We start from the raw sequence: 21,015 nt of genomic DNA, 5'->3' as shown, positions 1-21,015 counted from the left end.
GCCAATTACCAGCACCCTCTGCCCCAGAGAAGCCGCTTCCCCCTTTCGCACGCGCGAAAGAAACGCCAGAGCGTCCTGAACCCCTTCCAGATCTTCTCCCGGAATACGCAGCGGTTTTCCGGCCTGAGCGCCAACGGAAAGGTAAAGAAAATCAAATTCATGCTGTAGACGTTCAAACAGAGGCCGATCCACCGGCGTGTTCAAGTGAAGGGTGACGCCCAATTCTTGAATCCGGTTCACGTCGATCTCCAGCGCCTCATCCGGAAGCCGAAAACGCGGGATGGCTGAGGCCGCCATGCCACCCGGCCGTGGACTGGCTTCGAAAATCTCCACCTGACAGCCTGCCCGCCGTAAAAAATAGGCGCAGGAAAGGCCCGACGGTCCGGCCCCAATGACCACCACACGCAGGCCATTCCACGGGGCTGGATTCGGTATCCGCTCCTTTGGCGCCTGCTCTGCCACGAAACGCTTGATCTCCCGAATTTGCAGCGGCTCATCGTAATTGAGGCGCGTGCACTTGGTCTGACACAGATGGTCGCACGCCAGTCCGGTTACCATCGGAAAAGGATTGGTCTTTAGAACCACGTCCAGCGCCGCGGTCGGATTTCCCTGTTCCGTAAAAAACATGTATTCGGGGACGTCCTGATGGGCGGGACATTTTTCTACGCACGGCGCGGCAATGCAGTCGAAGGGTGTCAGGAAACGGGAGCTCTTAATTGACTTGTCCGGGTAAAACTCTTTTTTGTAGAAGGGCAATTCTGCCGCTTTTTCGGCATATTGCTGCAGATTAGCCAGTGCCGCCTGCGCCACCGATTTGCCTGCACCGCCGTGGCGCTTCTGAATGAAATCGGCAATGGATGACGCTCCCACAGTCTGCATGGCCCGGGAAAGTTCGTCCAGGTACTGAGGCAGTCGCGTAAACCCGCCCGGTTTGAGCAGATCGGTACAAACGGTTACCGGTGCCAGGCCGCTGGCTACCAGATCGGCCACATTGAAGGCATCGGCGCCCCCGGAAAAGGAAATGTCCAGTTTGCCGCTAAACTCGCTCTGCAGTCGGCTGGCCAGCCGAACAGTCAGCGGGTGCAACGCCCGACCGCTGAGGTACATTCTTTTTTCTGAGGACGGAAACACAGGCCGATTGTTGACCGATTCCAGCGTGTTCGACAGCTTGATTCCAAAATGCACCCCCGATTTCTCCGCGCTTTCTTGGAGATTTCGGATGATTTGGAGCGCTTCGCTGTACGTCAAATCGTGCGCAAAGGCCTCATCCGGGATCTCCGTTGGAAAACCCAGCCTGCGGTTGAGCAGCTCCCGTACCTCCTCCGGTCCCAGCAGTGTGGGATTTAGCTTTACCGTTGTGTGCAGACCCCGCTCTTCGATGAAGTAACGGGCAATCTGTTCAATTTCATCCGGCGGACAGCCGTGCATCGTGGAAAGGGTTATGTTATCGGAGATACGGCCGGGAATGGCGATTTCATCAATTTGAGGGTAAATGGGCCGGATTTCGTCAATTTTTTCAGCCAGCTCCTCCTCACAATTTTCCATCCGGGAAAGAAAACGCTGCACATTGGGCTGAAGAATACCCTCGAAATTGTATCCCACGCTCATGTTGAAAAGAAACCCGGGATCGTCGAAATCTGTCCGGCCGAAACGGTGCCGCAAAATGTAAAGCAAAATCCAGGCGTTTAGATATTCGTTGAAGGACTGGTCAAGCCGTAATTCCTGGGACCACTCCACATTGTAGCCTTCGTCCTCCGCATCGATACAGGGCTTGGGGACGTCTAATTTATCCAGGGTTTGCACGGTTTTCAGTTCGATGAACCGGGCACCCATCAGCCACGCCGACACAATATTTTGTGCCATTTGCGTGTGCGGCCCGGCGGCCACGCCTATCGGGGTTTCCAGCACCTGTCCGAACCGCTCCAGACGGAAGGGATCCTCCGGCCGGGGCTTCCAGAAAAGCTCCCGCACAATGCCAAAAATCTGCCCGGATTTTTCCTCCTCTAAAATCCAACTCAAAAGTCGGGGAAGCGAGAGTGGGTAAAGTTTGTCAGACAAGCGTTGTCCTTTCGCCAAAAATCAAGTAGTTTTTCACAAGAAAATTCCAAATTCCAAAACCCTATGTCCAAATAAATTCCAATATCCAAAAACCCAAACACTAGAATTCTTTTGAGGAAATTGTAGTTTACACAAGTTATTCAGGTTTGTGATTTGGAATTTGTTTTTTGGAATTTCTCTTTTTACCGTCCTCCCATTGTGAGCGCCATGACGGCTTTGGCTGTGTGCAGCCGGTTTTCAGCCTCATCGTAGACAATTGAAATGGTTTCGTCGTCAATGACGTCGTCGGTCACTTCACGTCCGCGGTCTGCCGGGAGCGCGTGCATGAGTTTGACCTGCTTGTCCGCCAGTCCTACGCGGCGACGATCAAAAATCCAATCCCGGTGTTTTTCCAGATTGGCCGCCATTTCTGCCTTGCAGGCTTCTTCGTTTTCCAGGTACTCTTCCATTGTGTACGCCCCAAAGCCTCCCCAGTTTTTGGGAATGACAATCTGAGCCCCCTCCAGGGCTTCGTCCATGTCTTGGGTAAAACGGAGACTCCCGCCGCCCGCTTCCGCATTTTTCTTTGCAGCCGCTACAATCTCCTCGCTCAACGGAAACTCCTTCGGGTGTGCCACGGTTACATCGATTCCGTAACGGGGAAACAGTAAAATCTGTGTTTGCGGCACCGAAAGCGGTTTGGCGTGGGATTTTGCGTAGGCCCAGGAAACGGTCACTTTCAGGCCTTTGGGATCGCGGCCAAAATATTCGAAAATAGTCATTAAATCGGCCAGCCCCTGAAAGGGATGGTACACGTCATCCTGCAGGGACATCACCGGCACGGTGGCATAGCGGGCCATTTCATTCAAATAGCGATTTCCGATGCCGTAAAAGCAATTGCGGCAGGCAATGCCGTGGCCCATCCGCGACAGAATAATCGCCGTGTCCTTGGCCGACTCCCCGTGGGAAAGCTGCATTTTGTCCGGCGTGAGGTCGTGGGCGTGGCCGCCAAGCTGCGTCATCCCGGCCTCCATGGAATTGCGGGTGCGGGTGCTCTGTTCGAAAAAAATCATGAACAGGGTTTTGTCCGGCAAATAGCGGTGGGGTTCGCCCACGGCAAACCGGCGTTTCAAATCAAACGCCACCTCAAAAACGGTGTCCAGTTCCTGCTTGGTCCAATCGTTGGTGGTAATGAAATGCTTGTTGCGAAAATTCGTATTCATCATTGTACCCTTTTATTGAATTTACCGAAATTACAAAAAAATTCCAATATTCAAATTCCAAATCACAAATAAATTCCAAATTCCAATAATCGAATTAACTAATCCAAATTCACTTTGATTTTTCAATGATTGCCGAAAAGATTTTCTTCAATTCAATCCCCTCTTGAATCAGAGATGTCAAACTCTCTTCATCTTCAAGAGAATTGGTTTCCTGAATTAGTCGTAACCAATAGACACTCTCTTTGGCTTCTTTTCGGCTAATTTTCACTCGCATTAAGAAATCTTTTTTGCTTAGTGATTCGTTCGCTTCAATGTAATTTGCTCCAATCGAACCAGACGAACGAATGAGTTGTTTGCCATCTTCAATATTGCCTACCGTTCTTGGCAATTTTTTCACCAAAAAACGAATCTCTTTTGCGAACTGAAAGGTACGCTCTTCCAAGTTGTATTTTTTACTCTGTTTAGAATTTGAAAATTCGGTCATTGGAATTTATTTGGAATTTGTTTTTTGGAATTTGGAATTTCACTTTATTTGTCCCGTTGCGTCTTTGCGCCTCTGCGGTAAATTTTACTCCGCAATCCGAAACGCATAACCGGCATAAAAGGCCGCGGCTTTGACCAAGTGATCAATCGGCACCTTCTCGTTGGGAGCGTGCGCCAGCTCTTCATTGCCGGGGCCGAAGCCGATCATCGGAATGCCGTACACTCCATTGATGACCACGCCGTTGGTAGAAAAGGTCCATTTATCCACTTTGGGCTCTGCACGGAATAGCTTCCGATAGGCTTCCACACCGGCTTGCACCACCGGATGGTCTTCCGGTACTTTCCAGGTGGGAAAATATTTTTCCATTCCGTATTGAAGGCCGGTATACGACGTTTCATGGTATTGAAGCACCTCAATGGCCGCATCCATGCCCTGGACCAGTTCCGCCACCTCCGCCACAGCCGATTCCTTCGTTTCGCCCCAGGTCAGGCGGCGATCCAGGTGAATTTTCGCGTAGTCTGCCACGGCACACAATGAGGGGCTCCCCGACACAAATTCCGTAACGGCCACGCTGCCTTTGCCCAGAAACTCATCCACTTTGAGGCGGTCGTTCAGTTTTTCGATGCCCAAACAGGTGCGCGAGGCCATGTAAATCGCGTTCTTCCCGCGTTCCGGCGCCGAGGCGTGGGCCGACAGGCCGTGAAAGGTCACCTCAATTTCCATTCGTCCCCGGTGCCCGCGGTAGATGTTCAAATTCGTCGGCTCCGTGCTAATGGCAAAATCGGGACGAATCTTGTCTTCTTCAATAATGAATTTCCAGGGCAGGCCGTCGCAATCCTCTTCCATCACGCTGCCCACAAAGTAGACCGTGAGGTCTTTGTCAAAACCCAATTCCTTCAAAATGCGGCCTGCCGTTACAAACGCCGCCGCCCCGCCTTCCTGATCTACCGAACCGCGTCCCAGCACATAGCCGTCCCGGATTTCGCCGCCAAAGGGGTCAAATTCCCAGTCGTCCGGATTCCCCACATCCACGGTGTCCATGTGGGCGTCAATGGCCAGAATCTTCCGGCCGTTTCCCACGCGGCCAATTACATTCCCGAGCCCGTCAATCCACACCTCGTCAAATCCGGCGTCTTCCATTTGCCGCTTGAGCTCGGCGATTACGCCGCCTTCTTCCTTGCTCAATGATTTTATTTTTACTAAATTGGAAAGATTCCGCGCCGTATCATCCCGGTATTTCCGGGAAAGTTCATCGATCTGAGTAAACCATTCCATTATCGAATTCTCCTTTTTTTGACGTTTCCCCGCTAAACGGATATTTTCTCAAAAGGGTCACTTCAAATTAAAGAAATTCACAGATTAAATCAAGATTAAAAATAACCGCCGGTTGGATTTCCAAAACTTTTCATATTTGCCTAAAAGGAGATCCGATATCACCCTATTCCGGCAAAAGAGAGAAGCAAACAAAAAAATCCCGCCCATAAAAATGGACGGGATTCTTTCATCTCCTCCTCAGTATGCCCGTTTTGGGCAACAAACTTTACAACGCAGCAAGACGAAAAAGACTATCTACGACTCTTCATTTACATCAAGCTTTCTACTGACTCTCTTTTTTATAAAAGTCGGCAAAATCACCCACATTACAAAAAAAGTCACAAAAGCAGCTATTCCCAGCATCGCCTGAATGTTCATTTCAGCTCTCCTTTTTGTTTTTTATTCACCATAACACGTCATTCCATGCTCCAGAATATCCAACCCCATTTCCTCTTCTTCTTTGCTGGCCCGGAGACCCACTGTCTTTTTAAGAAAATAAAAGGTCAAAAAACCGGCAATCAATGTGTAAGCAATCAAGACACCTGCAGAAATGGCCTGAGCGATAATCTGACGGGTATCTCCGACAATCAAACCAGAAACGCCGCCGTACGTCCCGTCTGCAAAAATGCCAACCGCCAGTACGCCCCAAAGCCCTGCAATGCCGTGCACAGATATTGCCCCGACCGGATCGTCAATTTTTAATCGTTTCTCGATAAAATCCAACCCCCACAGCATAAGCATTCCTCCAATCGCTCCGATGACAACAGCCGCCCACGGAGGAACGTAAGCGCATGCGGCCGTAATGGAAACCAGACCGGCCAAAGCGGCATTGGAAGCCGCCAGCAAATCCACTTTAGCCGTTTTCAAATAAATCCAGTAAACCACCACAACAGAGGCCGTAACGCCCGCCAAAAAGGTGTTAACAGCAATCAGTGAAATACGCAAATCGGTTGCGGCTAACGTACTGCCGGAATTAAATCCGAACCATCCGAAGAAAAGAATCAGTGTCCCGAGAACCACATACACCACATTATGACCGGGCATTTGCCGGGGTTTTCCATTCTCATCATATTTGCCCAGTCTGGGACCCAGAACTGCCGCACCGGTGAACGCCATGAGTCCACCCACCGTATGAACGACCCCCGAGCCGGCAAAATCGACGGCACCGGCACCAAAAGGCAATGTGCTCAGCCAGCCTCCACCCCAGATCCAGTGTCCGTAAACGGGATAGATGACAGCAGAAATAATGAAACTGTACGCCATGTAGCTTGTAATTTTGGTGCGTTCAGCCATTGAACCGGAGACAATGGTTGCAGCCGTTGCTGCAAAAACCATCTGGAAAATCCATACCTCGGCTGTTCTCACATCGTATGCTGCTCCGCTTAAAAAGAAGCCTGAATACCCAAAAAACCGATTCCCCAGATTCAGACCGGAGGCAACCGCCGACCCACCAAACATAACGGCAAAACCAAATGCCCAGAATGCCAGCCCCCCGATGCTGAAGTCCATAAAATTTTTTGTTAGTATATTTACGGCGTTTTTTGCTTTACACATTCCGGTTTCCACAAGCGCAAAACCGGCCTGCATAAAAAACACCAGGAAAGCCGCGATCAGCACCCATGCAAAATTGACCGCGGCATTGGGATCCGACAAGAGCGTTTTCGATCCGTTCGGATCGGCTGATTTTGCCATGACCGCTGCCGGTAACAAAATCAGAAGCCCAACCCCGACCACCATCTTTTGGTACTTACTCTTCATACTCGTTTTCCTCCATTATTTTCATCCCCTTAAAGCAATTGGTGTGCCACTTTTTTAATTCCTATTTTGGGCGAATAGGCTCTCCAAAAGTATTTATTTATCTTCTTATTTTTTTGGATATTATACTATTGTTACCTGTTTGTTATTTTACCTGTTTGTTATTCCGATTGCGTATCAGAGTGAAGATTTTCGAAATACAACATTATTGTTGCTTTTTATATTTATTGAGACAATATTGTAGTTTTTATAAAGAATTGGAGAGCGGCTTTTATTTGTTTTTAAAAATTTTGCCGTAATCAGCCGATAATTCTTACCAGATCGTACCTTTTTCACTTGCATTCTATAATACATTATTGTATCTTTAAAATTATTTTACGACATTTTTGTATGATTAATCAAATAGACAACCCCACATTGCTTCAGGAACCATTCGTTTTTTTAGCAAGGGAAAGGGATAAAGAATGACTGCCAAACGGGATAGTGAAAAAAAGAAGCAAACAGATTCTCTTATTAAAAAGCTCTCTATTCTTGAAAAGATCAACGAGGCCGTCAGCCGCACGTTGAATCTTCAGGAGTCCATGGATGCCACATTACGAATCCTCCAGCAATCGTATCATATTCGTTCCGGCGCCATTTTTTTAACGGATCGCGATCGCACCTTGACCCTGACGGCTTCGGTTGGCTACCGGCACACTATCCGGAAAACAATCTACGCACTCGGCGAGGGATTAACAGGCCGAATCGCTGAAACGGGCAAGCCGATTGTCGTACCTCAGGTGAGCAAGGAACCCCTGTTCCTGAATCGAATGAGTTCCTGGAATCGGAAACGGGACGGCGAACAAACCTTCCTGGGGGTACCCATTATAAGCGATTATGTCACGCTTGGCGTTTTGATCGTGAATTTAAAGTACAATCCCAATCGTCACCTTTCCAATACGCTGAAATTTCTCACACTGGTGGGTTCGGCTCTGGCTCAGCCCATACGTTTCAACCGGCTCTTGACCATGGAACGAGAAAAGATTCTGAATGAGCGCGTTCTTCTGGACGAGCGTCTGAAAGACAAATTCAGCTTTCAAAACATTATTGGCAACAGCAGCGAAATGCGGGATGTTTATGAAAAGGTGGCTCAGGTTGCCCGGGCGGATACGACCGTGCTTATCCGGGGGGAATCCGGAACGGGGAAGGAACTCATTGCCCAGGCCATCCATTTTAACTCGTCCCGACGGGATAAACCGTTTATTAAGGTGAATTGTGCGGCCATCCCGGAAAGTTTGATCGAATCCGAATTCTTTGGCTTTGAAAAGGGCGCCTTCACCGGTGCTTTGACCCAAAAGAAGGGACGCTTTGAACTGGCAAACGGCGGAACCATTTTCCTTGATGAAATTGGTGAATTAACCCCTCTCACGCAGGTCAAGTTGCTGCGCGTACTTCAGGAACATGAATTTGAGAGAATTGGGGGCACGGAGACGATTAAGGTGGATGTTCGAATTATCACGGCCACAAATGCCAATCTCGAAAAATTAATTGCCGACGGAAAATTTCGGGAAGATTTGTACTATCGCCTGAATGTTTTCAGTATTTTTCTGCCGCCCCTGCGCGAACGACGGACGGACATTCTCTTGCTTGCGGACCATTTTATGTTCAAATACGGCAGGAAGCACGGAAAGGCGATCAAACGAATCTCCACACCGGCAATTGACATGCTGATGCGATACCACTGGCCGGGAAATGTGCGGGAGCTGGAGAATTGTATTGAACGGGCGGTTCTGGTCTGCGAAGATCAGGTCATTCACAGCTACCATCTGCCACCGACACTTCAAACAGCAGAAAGCAGCAACACGCTTCCAAAGATGTCACTTGAAAAGGCCGTCACATCCTACGAAAAGGAATTGATCCAGGATGCGCTCAAGACGGCGCGGGGCATCAAGGCAAAGGCGGCGCGTCTTCTGGATACGACCGAAAGAATTTTGAGCTACAAGATTGAAAAGCACAACATCGACGTTTCACGATTTAAGAATTCAAATATTGACGTGTGATGAGCAGCGATAGGCAACTGCCGTGGCTGCAACGCGGGCTCTTTATTTTCTCAAAAAACCACACCGCTTCCTCAACCCGGTGTACAAAAAAAGGCAGCCCGAACCGGGACTGCCTTTTAAGCCAAATCCAAAAATGGTTATTTTAATCGCACAATGTCACCGGTTTGAAATCCTGAACCGGAAAGAATGGTGGCTACCGAGGCCTTCCCGCCTGCAATATCCCGAACAATTCGAATCGTTCCGATCTTTTCTTCCTCTGCTCCCAGTGAAATCCCTGTATCCGGGTCGATCAGGTCTTCACCCTTTCGATAAACGGTGAAAACATCTCCAATTTTTACACCGGAAAGGGAACCTTTATTGATGTAAACCTGCCCGGATGCCGTCGCCTTTATGACCTTGCCTTCCCACTGAAGGTTCCGGGAAGTTTGATCGACTAATTTGACAATTTCATTAATCGCCTCACGGGTGGCCTTCCCCACCAAACTCTGGTCAAATTGGTTGCGGTCATGAAAATTGAACTTCAGCGAACTGAAGGAGAGTCCCTTCTTGGATTTTTCTTTTCGAACGGACTCCGCCTTAATAATTTCTCCCGTGGTGGTATTGATAAAACGAACATCCACCGCTACCACAGCTTTTTGGGATTTTACCCCCAATCCGATTCCTTTTAAGCGGCCTCCGATGTCGCTTTTGCTGTAGCCAAATTCCGTAACGGTTCCTACAATGGCCAATTCCACTCCGAGAAGTTTTCCAATTTGAGCAGCTGACTGCGGGGTTACCAACCCGGATACGCCTAATTTTTGCTCAGAAAGAATTTTGTCCAGATTCTGGCGTTCGATAACGGTGTATCGGCCGCTTTTTACAAGCGCCGTCACCAGCATGTCCGACATGCCGCGCCCAACCGTTTTCCCGCCCCACCAGGCGTACCGGTGATCGGTCTTATCCTGAAAATCAAATACGGCAACGCGCTTTTTAAGACCCTTGTAATCTGCCCGGGCTGAATGAACGCTGAAAAGGCCCACAAGAAAAAGAAGGGGCAGAGTAAAATTTATGATTCGTTTCACACCCAACCTCCTGAAATTAATTCTGTTCTTCCTGAACCGGTGAGACTTTCAGTTCAAGACTGTTCGGGGTTACCCCCAACACGTCAACCTTGATTTTTCCCAAATCCTTCCCGGAAAGCTCCCGCGCCAATTGACGGGTATTTCCGGTCATTTTAACTTCCAAAAAAGCCTCCCCGTTACTGAACTTACGATCATAAATCCCCTTGATGCCGCGAATGTAGTATTTCAACGTCGTTTTGAATTGTTCCAACTGATTAAAGTTTTCAATCCCCTTCACCTGAAGCTCAATGGCTGCGGCATTGTAATACTGTTCCCGCCACTTTTTCAAGATCTTATCGATGAGTTGATTCGCCGTTTGGGTCGCCGCAGCTTTAATGGCCATCGTACCGCCGGTTAATTCGTCAATGTGAGGCTTTGCGGCGTGAGCCGAAGCCGTGGCGATGATCATTCCCGTATCGGTATTGATGGCACGGGCGGTTACATCTGCCTGACAGGATTTCATGCCGTAGAGGTTCACACCCGTGGCCACTTTGGCCATGGCCTTTCCAATGATAATCACTTCGGCACCGTACTCGTGGGCGATGGCTGTTGCAGCCTTCAGATTTCCGGCAAGTGCAGCAAGCGCTTCCTGTTTTTTAAGCTTTTGCCGAATAACGGAGGGATCCACCACCTCGATGCCTTTGTTCATCAGCACATCAATCATCGCGGTTTCGGCGGAGGTCATATCCACGTTAAAATAGCCGTTACCCTGGTAATTTTCACCGATATTCCGCTCCTGAATCATCACCATGATCCGCGGATTCCCCATTTTCGCAATGAGGTTTTGCAGGCTTTCGGCATCGTTTTTCAGATCGCCCATCCGAATGGTGGCTTCAACCGTCACCTGGTAGGTCATGGAATCCAACTGGCGCTCGGCAATCACCTTGTAATTCTGCACATACCCTTTCGTCCAGGTAAGAATATTGTCTTCAACCATCTGATAATTTTGGACCAGTGTCTCTGACGAAAGATAGGTCCCCAGCACCTGCTGAACCGCCTTTCGCAGCGCATCGTCGATGGCATTATCCCGGGCGTGCGCCACGTCCCCGGCAATGATATTTCCTACACCGGTTGCCTGAACGGTGGAACTGCCTTGAAGCGAAACCTGCGTTGGTTGTTGCGGAACCTGAGCAAAAAGCAGGTTAGTCGAAAAGAAAAGGCCCAAAATAACCCAAACGGCCCGGGACAATAAGGTTCTCCCTTTCAATTGGTCACCTTTCTGTTTTAGTTTTTCAAAAATTTTTAGTGTCAATTCGCCTCCGATTAGCGGAAGAAATGCCCCGCTCTGACGCCTAATCCCCCTCTTGTTTTTGAATGCTCTTCTAAAACGTCATCCGAAGGGCATTCTGGAAATCGCGGATCATCAACAGGGCGTCGGCACCGGAAACCGGTTTGGTTAGCCCAAAACTGCCGTCAATTTTGTTGGCGTGCATAATCCCCCTGTCCACACAAAGCGTAATGGCATTGTAGGCCCAGTGGGTGCTGGGGACATCCGGAAAATGGGACGGCTCCCCAATGTACTTTGTGGCCAGCGATTGATCGCCCGTAACGGCAATCAGGATATTCTGTACCACGTTGGCAAAATCGGCCCGTGTGATTTTCTGATCCGGTTTGAAGGTATGGTCCGGAAAGGTGCTCATGCCTCCCACCGTTACGATGTCCTCAATCCAGCGCTTGGCCCAGTGGTTTTGAATATCGGTAATATCCGGTTTGTTGGATTGAACGGCCGCTTTGAATTTTGTGGGATCGGCTGGAGGCCGGAAGCCCGTATCAAACGTTTTTGGACGGCGCTTCTCAAACACATCCAGAAGCTTCATTTCTTCAATTAAAAGCACGGCCAAATCTGCCCGGTCAATTTCGGGAATCAGGGCAATTTTGGCTCCAATTTTCGTACCGGGGGCCGCACGAACAATTTTTTGTACCAATTCCCATTCGGCATTGGCCTTTTCCGCATAATCACCCTTCATTTCCACCACGCGCGAAAAGGCGTTCTCCGCATCGCGAAATTTGAAACCGTTCTTGTAGGTCTCGCCCATGTAAAAATAGGCTTCCTCTTTCCACTTGCGCGCCTGATCCCGCATATTGGGATCCTTTTTCGCCAACTCTTCCGCCTTTTTCAAGGCCTTGTTGTATTGTTTGACGGCCTTCTCAACCCAATCATCGCCTTTCCGTTCCTTTGTAATGATTCGTCCTTTAGCAATGTAGCCTTCCAGAAATTTATCATTAAGATCAATCCCCTTGTCCACCGCCTTGTAGGCCTCTTTGAAATTTCCCTGTTTGCAATAGACCAGTCCCATCCCCACATAGGCGCCGGGGTATTTGGGATCGAGGGCCTTTGCGCGGCCAAATTCTTCCATTGCGGCCTGCAAATTACCGCGATTCAATTCGCGCATGCCCATCTGGTAATGGTAATCGGGTGTGTCCATCACAGACTGCTGTTTGATGGGTTTGGGGCCGCAGCTAAACATCAGTGCAGATACACTCAGGACAAGCAGTAAAAGAATTGCAATCTTAATAGGTTTTCCCATTTTTCCAACTCCTTTTTTGGATGTCAAACCAAAATGTAACTCATTTTCCTATTTAATTGGAAAACAAAAAATCCGGAGATTCTAATTCACGGCTGTTCCTTAAATATTAATTCACCAAAAACATCACCCGGCAATGATCCAGAAAATTCATATTGGAAGCTGCCGAGTGAATAATCTGGGCATCGGCATTGGAGATCACCACATCGGCTCGATTGGGCCCGGACGCCTTAATGGCTTTCACAACCAGAGGATTATCCTTTACCCGATCGGACTGCCGTGCCTGATTGAGGTCTTTGGCATACCCCACCATGCCAATTTGTACGGCGTAGTCGCGGCTCACATAGCGGGAGCCGTACACTTCGTCGCCATTTTCATTCAAAACCCTGGGGGCCATGGCCGGATGCACACCCAGTCCTCTGGCATCGATAATCAAGCCGGTGTACGTGGCGTTTGCCGCCCCCTGAGCCGGTTGCTGGCCCTGAGGATAGATTAATTTTACGCCCGGAGGAACCGGTTTTCCCTTCGGCCAGGGTTGTCCGCATACCGGGCACAGGGGCTGAGAGGATACCATTAACTGGCCGCCGCCAAATTGCTGCGGAAGCACCAAATCAGACAAGGCGCCACTAATGGGCATTTCCACATCCACTTCCACCGATCCATCTGACATGTAGCGGATATTTTTGACCGTAAAATTCTTAACCACGCCGGCAATGCGGGTTCGGATCACATCGGATGTAGTCATGGCATTCTCGATGGTTACATCGGAATTAAGAGCCATTCCCCGAACGGTTTCCAGAAGATTTCGCAGAGCCACCCGCTTGGCCGCTTCAATGGCACCTGCCCTTTGTGCAGCAGGCGGCACATTGGGGTTAGGGGCACCGATTCCGGTAGAGGTAATCAATTGTTTGGTCCAATCTACGGCACCGGCACTTCCCACCTGCTGAACCACATCCTGCATTTGGGCAAATGCAAACCCAATTGCAGCCACCATCAGAAGAGCAAAAACGAGTCCGAGACGTCTAATTTTTCTCATCTTACTAGTTCCCTTCTATTTCTCCTTACCAAATAGACAGGGGCAGACCTATTCTGCCCCTTTTTAACACCACTCGAAATTGTTCACAAGAAATAACGCGGTTTCCAGTGATAAAAATGATGCGGCATCACTTATTTTTTCTCCTCTTGCGATTTTCAGAATTCATGAAAATGACAAAAGCTACCGCAAAACAACCATTTTCTTGAGAGAAACTACCTTGTTTCCCGCTTTTAATTCATAAAAATAGATTCCATTTGAGACCAGCTGTCCCGTCTGATCCAGACCGTTCCACACCGCACGATGAAAACCCGCGGCCTGATTCTGATTAATAAGTGTGGCCACTTTTTGTCCCAGAATATTGTAGATCGCCACCTCAACATGTGTCGCCTGTGGAATGGAATAGCGAATACTCGTTCCGGAAATTGCCATCCGACTCAAACGAACGGGATTCGGATAGTTCTGATTCAAAACAAATTTGGACGGAGTGGAAAGACTGTTTTCCGTTACATCTGAAAAAATCGTCTTGGCATCCAGTTTTTCAAGAACAAAGTCGATGCCTGACGCATTCGAGGAAACGGCCTGAGCGCCGCCCTCCGGTACACTGTAAAACGGAATAAAGCCCGTCATATCGCCGGAGGAAGTTAACAACTCCCAGAAGAAATTCATCAGGGATCCGCTCGGGGATATCTGAATGGGTACGTTCTCGTACCACTGATCCTGATAAAATGTGAGATTAAGATTTACCCCTCCCAGAAAGGGAAGACCCGGCAGCAGGCCATTGCCATCTCCCAGACCCGTACCCGGGGTGGTGCCAGGACTACCATTGTCCAGATTCTCTGACAAATCCGACAGATTCATCAGTGTGCCAAAACCTGAAAAGGTTCGGACAAAATAGCTACCCGAGCGAAGACCGGCGATCGAATATTCTGAAGCGGAAGGCAATTTGGTCTGGCTGACGACATCAAACCCGGACATCCCGGCCGAAACGGCATGTCCCGTAGCGTCGTAGGCCAGCACCATGGCCATGGGCAAAGGCATCTGAGCCCCCTCATCGATAGCAAAGACGTTTCCGGTAATCGAATCGGTTCCGCGCCCCAAAGTGATGTCTGCAGAAAGGGTATCCCCTCCGGTTAAGGCCACCGGCGTACTGTTCGGATCATCAAATGTGGCCCCATCTCCAAAATACGTTGCCGCAAACGGAGACATGACGGGCAGTGCACACACCTTGTAATTTCCGGGAGGCAGGTGGGAAATCCGGTAACCACCCGCAAAGGTAACCATTCCCGCACCCATTGCAAGTCCCGTTGTGGCATCGTACGCCACTACCGGAAAATCACTTGCCGTATCGGCGCCGGCGGAAAAGCCGCTGGACAAATAGATTGTTCCCTGAATAGTACCGCCCTGATCCAATGTAAAATCGATATTCTGAACCACGCCAGGGGTCGTAATTGAGACAGTCGATGCTGCATTGAGCGTACGAACCCCATCGTAGAATTCAGGCAGGTAACCCGCATCGTTGTCGGGATCAATAAACGCAAAAACCTTGTAATCTCCCAGAGGCAACGGTCCAAGGTTGTAAGACCCGTCGCTGTTTTGTGACTGTGCGTAAGCGAGTTCAGGAAGATTATCTGCCGCACGAAGCGCCAGCAGCGTCACTCCCCCAACGGGGGTTGTTCCACTGGCATCCATCACATGGCCCGAAATAAAACTGGGCGATTCCAGGACGAAATTAATGTTACTGACCCGGCGCGGGGCTGTGACGGAAACCGGTGTCGCATCCTTCCAATCCCAGATGCTGTGTGCATTTTCATACCACTCGTCCAGCACCACACCGGCGTAGTTCTTATTGACCAGGGAAATGGTACGCAGAACGTAATTTCCGGAAGATAATCCGCGAATGGTGTAGGCACCTGCGGAATTGGTAAAGGCAAAGCCGAAGTCAATATTGCTGAAAAACTTGTCTTCATCCATAATATTCTGGCGAACCGCAATTACCAGGATGGAATCCACCGGAGAAGCGTTTGCTGTAGTCACGCTGCCCGAAATAATTCCGCCCAACTGCATCGTAAAATTGATGTTCCGGGTGGTATCCTGATCTGCCACGTGAACCGGCGTTGCCCCCTCCGGTGTCAGGCTGCCATCGTAATACTCTTTTCCGTAAGGACCGATCAGATCATTCGCATAAACAATGTAATTTCCCGAATCCAGAGGCGCAATGATATATTCTCCGGGATTGACCTCGCCACCCGTAAGCGACTGAGAGGTTAATCCAAATCCGGCCACCGTGGTATCCTGCAAATTAAAGGCAACCATAATGGTGAAATTGAGAGGAATGCCGCCGGTGCCGGTCACCTGACCCTCGATTGCTCCGGCCTGAAAGGTGGGAAGGGGGCCCGGGCCTTCCATTTGATTCAAATTAAAATCGATTCCACTCACCGTATCCGTAAGGGACGAAATGGTTACCACATCGGCCTGATCCCAGGATGATTTGTGATTGTAGAATTCGCCTTCGTAGCCCCAGCTTTCCGCATAAATTTTAAAGGAACCCGTTGCCGGAACATTGGCCATATAAACGCCCTGATCGGTCGTAAAGGCATCAACCTCTATCGGATTTTCCGGGCTGTTGGCAGAGTAAATCTTCAAGTGAATCATATTCCAGCCAAACGGGACGGCTCCATTCTGTGTAAAAACCGTACCGGTAATCACGGCCCCGTGCTGCAAATCAAAATTAATCCCGGATACCGTTTGATTGGCGGCTACCGACACAAGTGTTGCCTGCCGCCACCCTGCATAATTATTTGAAGGGATATCGTTGTAAAATTCATCAACAAAATCGCTGTTGGTCAGGACATAGTAAGAACCCGGTTCCAGACCGCTGAGAGTGTACGAGCCATTCCAGTCCAGCTCGGCGGACCCGGCCAGAAAACCGTATTCATCAAAGGCCATGACCTCTACATTGCTCTGGTGCGGCTGACCATCAATCGTAACGGTACCCTGAATCACACCGTTTCCCTGAACCGCTTTCGCCCGAAGTCTGGACTCAATGGCATCGAAAATTTCCTTCTGAGTCAGTCCCAGGGCCTTTTGCTTGTTAATTTCATTTACAAATGCCCTGATTTTCTCACCCGCCGGAATGGAAAATTGAACCTTCCTCTGGAGAATTTGATCCAGTTGGGCGGTTTTGATTTTTTCTTCAAGAAGTGATTTTTCGTGATCGACTGATTTTTTTAGCAGGCTGTTTTTGTTGATGGTGGTTTGTTGGATGAGTGCGTTGGAATAAGCGGCTTTTATTTTTTGAAGGCTGACGTCCTTTTTGCCCGATGAAAAGGCCGCGGCCGTGGACAAAAACAAAAACAGGGGTAAAATAAAGCCCCATAAAAACAACAAGTGATACCGATTCCTTTGTTTGAATTTCATCTCCTAACCCTCCAGTTTGGTGAAATGTAGTGACAATGAAAGAAAAGAAAAGCGAAGCCAAAAACTCCGCTCGCGTCGTGGGTCATTTTAACAACCAATTCAATTGGTCTGCTAATATGGAGCGGGCGACGGGATTCGAACCCGCGACAACCGGCTTGGGAAGCCGGGACTCTACCAGCTGAGTTACGCCCGCATATTTTTACAACCTATTATTATTTATAAAATTACTGTTCGATTTTTATTCCAATATTTCAGGACGCGTGTATATAATGTAATAAATCCTGAAAAAATGTCAAGAAAATTTTTTAAAGTTTCATTTTTTTAACAAGCTGCGCTTCACCCCATTTCCCCATTGTCCGGATTATTTCTCTTTTTCCACAAGAACGGGCCATTTTTCTACCTCTTCAACAAGGTAATCGACAATTTCATCCTCCCGAATTTTCTTGACCTTTACCCCCTTTTTGTAAATCAGGGCAGAATGTTTTCCGCACGCCACTCCGATATCCGCCTCAAGCGCCTCTCCCGGCCCGTTTACCGCACAGCCCAGAATTGAAATGGTGAGTTCTTTGTCGTAGCCCGCCAGTCGCTTTTCTACCCGGGTTACAATGCCAATTAAATCGACCTCCAGGCGACCACACGTGGGGCAGGCAACAATGTTAAGTCCGTGTTTTCTCAATCCCAAGGATTTTAGGATTTCAAAACCCACGCGGACCTCTTCCACCGGGTCTTCCGTAAGAGAGACCCGAATGGTATCGCCAATGCCCTCCGCCAGCAGGGTCCCGATGCCCACGGCCGATTTAATAATGCCTGTCCGCGGCGTTCCGGCCTCGGTGACCCCCAAATGCAAAGGATAATCAACCTTCTGAGCAATTAAACGATACGTATCAATCATCATCGACACGTCTGACGCCTTTAGCGACAGCACGATATCTTCAAAATCATTTTCCTGACAAATTCTCACATGCCGCATGGCGCTTTCAACCAACGCTTCAGGACAAATCTTGTTGTATTTTCGCAGTAAATCCTTTTCCAAAGAACCGGAATTGACCCCGATTCGAATGGGAATTCCCCGCTCTTTCGCCGCCGAAAGAACAGCTCGTACACGCTCTTTCGAACCAATATTACCCGGATTAATCCGAATTTTGTCGACTCCGTTTTCAATGGATTTCAGGGCGAGTCGATAGTCAAAGTGAATGTCGGCAACCAGAGGAATGCGAATCCTCCTTTTGATCTCGGAAATGGCCTCCGCCGCTTCGGGTGTGGGAACCGTTACGCGGACAATCTCGCAGCCGGCCTCTTCCAGTCGGCGAATTTGTTCAAGGGTGGCCTTGACATCTTCCGTTTTTGTTGTGGTCATGGATTGAACAGAAATCGGGGCATCCCCCCCGATAAAGAGGTTTCCAACCTTTACCCGCCGTGTTTTTTTTCGCTGAATCAAATCCTTTTCCCTTTAAAATTTTGCCTGTTCTGATTGATAAACCACTTTCCCGCCCACAAGGGTCAGATCAACAGCCACATTTTTGAACTCCTCGGGCGGCAGCTTAAAGATATTTTCAGACAAAACAACCAGGTCTGCCAGTTGCCCTTCCCGCAAACGTCCCTTTTTATTTTCTGCAAACTCCGCGAAGGCGCTTCCGCTTGTGTAGGCACGAAGAGCGGCTTTGAGAGAAATGCCCTCTTCCGGCGTATTCAAATCATGGTTCCGTGCCACGGCCGAAAAGATCCCCAAAAGAGGATTTAGGTCCCCCACCGGCCAGTCGGTCCCCAGGGCCACGGGAATCTTTGCTCGAAAAAACGACCCCAGACGATACGCCAGCGGAAGCCGGCGTTCACCAATCCGATGCACCAGCCACCGTCGGTCGTCCCAATAATGCACGGGTTGAAGCGAAGCCAGCAAGCCCAGCCGGGCCATATGCCCAAGGTCATCGTCCCGGATGAGCTGAACATGCTCAAATCGATGGCGCCGGAGATTTCCCCGATTTTTCAGAATCCGGTCAAAAGCGTGCACGACCTCATGATTGGCGCGTGTTCCAATGGTGTGAATACAAATTTGCCAGCCCTTCTGATCCGCCGTTTCCAGAATATCCCGTAATTCCTCGGCTGAATAAAGGGCCAATCCCGTTGTCTCCGGTTCGTCATCGTAAGGTTCGAACATCCAGGCCGAAGCCGCCCCCAGTGAACCGTCTGAAAAAAGCTTTACGCCCCCGACGCGCAGCCAATTGTCCTCCGGGAGTCCCCGAAAAAGATCTCGATTTTCAAACAACGGCACGGCGTACACGCGCGCGGTCAGCTCTCCCCTTTCCGCCAATTCCCGGTAAATGGTGTAATCTCCAAACTGCGTTCCCATTTCCTGAACAGACGTTACACCCAATTTCGCCGCCTGTGAAAGCGCCATCCGAATGGCTTCTTTACGCCGGGAAAGCGGTTCCGGAGGAATTTGTGCGGCTACGAATTTTGCTGCTTTATCCCGAAGCACCCCGTTGGGCTCTCCGGTTTGAGGATCCAGCAAAACCTGGCCGCCCGGAATTTTTGTGGCTCGGGAGACACCGGCCGCCTTGAGGGCCAGGCTGTTGGCCACCGCCACGTGACCATCCAATCGAAACAATAAAAGCGGGTGTTGTGGAGACACGCGGTCCACATCCCGGCGGGTGGGATAGCGCCTTTCAGGCCACCTTTCGTGGTCCCAGCCCCAGGAGGTAATCCATTGGCCGGCCGTCACGGTTCGGGCATATCGGCCGATTTGTTCAAGAAAGTCTTCAAGATTGCGGGCCTCCCGAAGATTCAGTCCGGTTAGAACCCGTCCTCCCTCCACAAAATGCAGATGGGCATCATTGAACCCGGGCAGCACCAGTCTCCCCTTCAGATCCACTTTTATGGCCTCCGGGTCAGACATGGCCTCGGTGCGGCTTCCTGCAAATGCAATCCTATCTTCTGCTACTACAAGGGCTTCCGCCCAGGGCATCTGCGAATCTCCGGTAAAAATAGCCCCGTTGAAAAAAATCATCGGTCTCATTTAGCGACGCACCGGAAGAAAATTTCTCCATCGGCTTTTTGGATATTTATTATAAAAATAGTAAGCAACAGGCTGCTCTGTCAGGCGCTCGCCGGTCACCAGCCGTAAATCGTTGATCCGGTAAAGATGTTTCGCATGAACCTCTTTTCCGTGGTCGATAAAAAAATAATTGTGTCCGAAATCCACGACACGATTTTTGGGTTTGTAGGGGAAATAATTTCCTCTCTTTTTAATGACCGGACGGCTGACCACGCTGTAGTGCTCCGTGGAATCCGACAGACTGTTAACCACCGTAAGGACATCTTCACTGCCCAGAATTTTTACGCGAAACCCTTTTAGCCCATATTCACCGGGAGGCAAATTATCAAGATAGAAGAAGCCGTGGGAATCGGTTTTTGTCCAGAAGAGTTTCTTCTTGATTTTCCCATTTTCCTCAACCCGGCCAAGAATCGCAATATCCGTTGCATATCTGAAGGTATCTGTGATGTGGTGGTATTCAAAAACGTCTACAATAACGGAACCGATAAGAAGAACGGATCCATCATTTTTGGGATCCTCAAATCTGGGTTGGAGTCCCGCACATCCCCAAAATCCACTTAGCCCAATTAACACGACTAGAAAAAACACCCATCTTTTCATTCTTCCACCACTCCCTTCTTTTTATGGTGCCGCCAGCTTTGCACAAGCAAAATAACCGAAAGCACCCCCAAAATCACCCAAAACCAAAAAAAGGCGTTATTGGGACAAAGCCCGCCACTTTTCGCAAGGCGGAAGATTTCTTTACCGGCGTAAATGAGCAAAAGGCTGTAAATCACCCATTTGTACGCCCCAAACCCAAAACGGTTCAATCGTCCGACGATAAACCAAACAATTAAGAATGTTAGAATTAGCCCCGCGAACGATACAATCCAGTAAATCTGATGAATGGTCATGTGTCTTTCTTGAGATATTTGAATGGCGCCTGGTCTGTAAAGTTAGTGCCCACGAATTTCACGAATTTTCACGAATTAATTTTATTGAAAAAATCGAATACGCAGTGTAGTCGCAGGCTTTATGCCTGCGAATATTATTC

At 49.3% G+C, this 21,015-nt stretch carries 15 protein-coding genes and 1 tRNA gene; 1 reads left to right on the top strand and 15 read right to left on the bottom strand.

Features of this window, described 5'->3' with window-relative positions:
* From GXO76_06360 to GXO76_06340, 5 genes are all read right to left on the bottom strand, one after another.
* Positions 1–2,058: NAD(P)-binding protein (locus GXO76_06360; protein NOY77477.1), on the bottom strand; the 2,058-nt coding region annotated here is incomplete at its 3' end.
* Between the two features lie 182 nt (positions 2,059–2,240).
* On the bottom strand, positions 2,241–3,260 hold the full coding sequence (locus GXO76_06355; protein NOY77476.1) for an ornithine carbamoyltransferase: 1,020 nt from the start codon (positions 3,258–3,260) through the stop codon (positions 2,241–2,243).
* Between the two features lie 109 nt (positions 3,261–3,369).
* Complete coding sequence (locus GXO76_06350; GenBank protein ID NOY77475.1) at positions 3,370–3,744, bottom strand: four helix bundle protein; 375 nt, start codon at positions 3,742–3,744, stop codon at positions 3,370–3,372.
* 84 nt (positions 3,745–3,828) lie between these two features.
* Positions 3,829–5,019 carry a YgeY family selenium metabolism-linked hydrolase gene (locus tag GXO76_06345; GenBank protein ID NOY77474.1) on the bottom strand — a complete coding sequence of 397 codons (1,191 nt, stop codon included), beginning with the start codon at positions 5,017–5,019 and terminating at the stop codon, positions 3,829–3,831.
* A 438-nt stretch (positions 5,020–5,457) separates the two neighbouring features.
* A complete protein-coding gene (locus GXO76_06340; GenBank protein ID NOY77473.1) occupies positions 5,458–6,795 on the bottom strand; it encodes an ammonium transporter in 1,338 nt (445 codons plus the stop codon).
* Positions 6,796–7,277: 482 nt separating this feature from the next.
* On the opposite strand from GXO76_06340, the gene GXO76_06335 reads away from it, so the two are divergent.
* Complete coding sequence (locus GXO76_06335) at positions 7,278–8,852, top strand: GAF domain-containing protein (GenBank protein NOY77472.1); 1,575 nt, start codon at positions 7,278–7,280, stop codon at positions 8,850–8,852.
* 137 nt (positions 8,853–8,989) lie between these two features.
* Here GXO76_06335 and GXO76_06330 read toward each other — a convergent pair whose 3' ends face one another.
* From GXO76_06330 to GXO76_06285, 10 genes are all read right to left on the bottom strand, one after another.
* Entirely contained in the window at positions 8,990–9,913 is a 924-nt protein-coding gene (locus GXO76_06330) for a hypothetical protein (GenBank protein NOY77471.1), read from the bottom strand.
* Between the two features lie 16 nt (positions 9,914–9,929).
* The gene (locus GXO76_06325; GenBank protein NOY77470.1) at positions 9,930–11,159 is read right to left on the bottom strand and encodes a hypothetical protein; all 1,230 of its coding nucleotides are present in this window, start codon (positions 11,157–11,159) and stop codon (positions 9,930–9,932) included.
* A 115-nt stretch (positions 11,160–11,274) separates the two neighbouring features.
* A complete protein-coding gene (locus tag GXO76_06320; GenBank protein ID NOY77469.1) occupies positions 11,275–12,480 on the bottom strand; it encodes a tetratricopeptide repeat protein in 1,206 nt (401 codons plus the stop codon).
* A 106-nt stretch (positions 12,481–12,586) separates the two neighbouring features.
* On the bottom strand, positions 12,587–13,513 hold the full coding sequence (locus GXO76_06315) for a hypothetical protein (GenBank protein ID NOY77468.1): 927 nt from the start codon (positions 13,511–13,513) through the stop codon (positions 12,587–12,589).
* Positions 13,514–13,693: 180 nt separating this feature from the next.
* Positions 13,694–16,930, bottom strand: coding sequence for a T9SS type A sorting domain-containing protein (locus GXO76_06310; GenBank protein NOY77467.1), 3,237 nt, complete (start codon positions 16,928–16,930; stop codon positions 13,694–13,696).
* A 117-nt stretch (positions 16,931–17,047) separates the two neighbouring features.
* A tRNA-Gly gene (locus GXO76_06305) sits at positions 17,048–17,123 on the bottom strand.
* Between the two features lie 168 nt (positions 17,124–17,291).
* Positions 17,292–18,365: a flavodoxin-dependent (E)-4-hydroxy-3-methylbut-2-enyl-diphosphate synthase gene (gene ispG, locus GXO76_06300; GenBank protein NOY77466.1), complete on the bottom strand. Its 1,074-nt coding sequence runs from the start codon at positions 18,363–18,365 to the stop codon at positions 17,292–17,294.
* Positions 18,366–18,380: 15 nt separating this feature from the next.
* Entirely contained in the window at positions 18,381–19,943 is a 1,563-nt protein-coding gene (locus GXO76_06295) for an amidohydrolase (protein ID NOY77465.1), read from the bottom strand.
* Positions 19,944–20,582, bottom strand: a complete 639-nt coding sequence (locus tag GXO76_06290) for a hypothetical protein (GenBank protein ID NOY77464.1) — start codon at positions 20,580–20,582, stop codon at positions 19,944–19,946.
* The gene (locus tag GXO76_06285; GenBank protein NOY77463.1) at positions 20,579–20,875 is read right to left on the bottom strand and encodes a hypothetical protein; all 297 of its coding nucleotides are present in this window, start codon (positions 20,873–20,875) and stop codon (positions 20,579–20,581) included. The genes GXO76_06290 and GXO76_06285 overlap by 4 nt, the downstream gene beginning before the upstream one ends.
* Between the last annotated feature and the right edge of the window lie 140 nt (positions 20,876–21,015).

The organism is Calditrichota bacterium (assembly GCA_013151735.1).
Lineage (GTDB): Bacteria > Zhuqueibacterota > JdFR-76 > JdFR-76 > BMS3Abin05 > BMS3Abin05.
The sequence above is the reverse complement of the archived record's forward strand: the minus strand, read 5'-3'. Positions and strand labels throughout refer to the sequence as shown.

Excerpts from the sequence above, each read along its gene's own strand:
- GXO76_06315 (NOY77468.1), bottom strand. The coding sequence starts at position 13,513 with ATGAGAAAAATTAGACGTCTCGGACTCGTTTTTGCTCTTCTGATGGTG.
- GXO76_06345 (NOY77474.1), bottom strand. The coding sequence starts at position 5,019 with ATGGAATGGTTTACTCAGATCGATGAACTTTCCCGGAAATACCGGGAT.
- GXO76_06340 (NOY77473.1), bottom strand. The coding sequence starts at position 6,795 with ATGGTGGTCGGGGTTGGGCTTCTGATTTTGTTACCGGCAGCGGTCATG.
- GXO76_06355 (NOY77476.1), bottom strand. The coding sequence starts at position 3,260 with ATGAATACGAATTTTCGCAACAAGCATTTCATTACCACCAACGATTGG.
- GXO76_06310 (NOY77467.1), bottom strand. The coding sequence starts at position 16,930 with ATGAAATTCAAACAAAGGAATCGGTATCACTTGTTGTTTTTATGGGGC.
- GXO76_06350 (NOY77475.1), bottom strand. The coding sequence starts at position 3,744 with ATGACCGAATTTTCAAATTCTAAACAGAGTAAAAAATACAACTTGGAA.
- GXO76_06335 (NOY77472.1), top strand. The coding sequence starts at position 7,278 with ATGACTGCCAAACGGGATAGTGAAAAAAAGAAGCAAACAGATTCTCTT.
- GXO76_06290 (NOY77464.1), bottom strand. The coding sequence starts at position 20,582 with ATGAAAAGATGGGTGTTTTTTCTAGTCGTGTTAATTGGGCTAAGTGGA.
- GXO76_06320 (NOY77469.1), bottom strand. The coding sequence starts at position 12,480 with ATGGGAAAACCTATTAAGATTGCAATTCTTTTACTGCTTGTCCTGAGT.
- GXO76_06295 (NOY77465.1), bottom strand. The coding sequence starts at position 19,943 with ATGAGACCGATGATTTTTTTCAACGGGGCTATTTTTACCGGAGATTCG.
- GXO76_06285 (NOY77463.1), bottom strand. The coding sequence starts at position 20,875 with ATGACCATTCATCAGATTTACTGGATTGTATCGTTCGCGGGGCTAATT.